Origin of the sequence: Vreelandella glaciei, from assembly GCF_013415125.1 — a bacterium.
Classification (GTDB): domain Bacteria; phylum Pseudomonadota; class Gammaproteobacteria; order Pseudomonadales; family Halomonadaceae; genus Vreelandella; species Vreelandella glaciei.
Window position 1 is genome coordinate 1 of the sequence record NZ_JACCDE010000082.1, and the last position, 1,085, is coordinate 1,085.

The window sequence follows — 1,085 nt, forward strand, 5'->3', positions numbered from 1 at the left end:
TAAGTACCTGATATAAAGTTTTCGTGTAATATCCATGCCAGGATTTCTGACACGGACAGAACCATGGAAAAACGCTTCGTTGCCCCTCTCACTGAACCTGAACAACAGACGCTGACCTCCGCCTATCACCATGGCGAGAAGCGCGCTCTCCGTCGTCGGGCGCATGCCATTCTACTGAGTGACCAAGGCCATACTATTAACCAAATCAGTGAGATACTTCAGGTTCGCCGCGATGCCGTATCACGATGGTTCAAGCAATGGGAAGTGTCCGGTTTTGATGGTCTCATCGACAAACCGCGTAGTGGACGAACACCCGCCCTCGATGAACACGATCACAAGCGACTGCAAGCGTTGGTAGCCGAGCATCCCCATCAGATTCGCGCCTTACAGGCTCGCTTTCAAGAAGAGACCGGCAAGTCTGTCGCCACGGTGACACTGCGCCGGGCGTTGAAAAAAAAATGGTCATAGCTTCAAGCGCATTCGGCATTCACTCAAGCCCCAGCGTGACGAAACGGACTTTCGCAAAACGCAAGGCCTGATGAAAGCGCTTCACGAGCAAGAGGACCAAGGCGAGCACGAGCTCTATTACTTTGATGAATCAGGTTTTTCACAAGCGTCGTCGGTGCCGTATGCGTGGAGCCCTATCGGCAAGCCCTGGGAAGTCACTGCCTACTCCCGCAGCCGAAGGCTAAACGTGCTGGGATTCTTAAGCCGAGCCGGAAAACTGGTCTATCACACGACAACCGAGACAGTGACCACGGAAACGGTCATAGAAGCGTTTGACCAGTTTGTGATCCAGAAGGATCCAGACACCTTCGCTGTTGTGGTGCTCGACAATGCCAGCATGCATCGCTCCAAGGCCTTTAGGCGCAAGAGGGTGGAGTGGATGTCGCAACGTGTGCATCTGATCTATCTGTCTGCCTACTCACCAGAGCTGAATCTGATAGAGATTCTGTGGCGGCAGATGAAGTACACCTGGCTGCCCTTGAGTGCCTATCTCTCGTTTGAACGTCTACGTGAAGAGGTACACCGCTTACTCGGTGGTTACGGAACTGATCACGCGATTAATTTTGAATAGGCACTTA

At 52.5% G+C, this 1,085-nt stretch carries 1 protein-coding gene; it reads left to right on the forward strand.

Annotated features, from left to right (window positions below; genetic code table 11):
• Positions 1 to 63 precede the first annotated feature (63 nt).
• Positions 64 to 1,078, forward strand: a protein-coding gene (locus tag HZS80_RS23220; protein WP_144408607.1) for an IS630 family transposase whose coding sequence is annotated in 2 segments (ribosomal slippage) — positions 64 to 450 and positions 452 to 1,078 — 1,014 coding nt in all. Because the reading frame shifts where the segments join, the coding sequence is not laid out codon by codon here.
• The last annotated feature ends 7 nt before the right edge of the window (positions 1,079 to 1,085 follow it).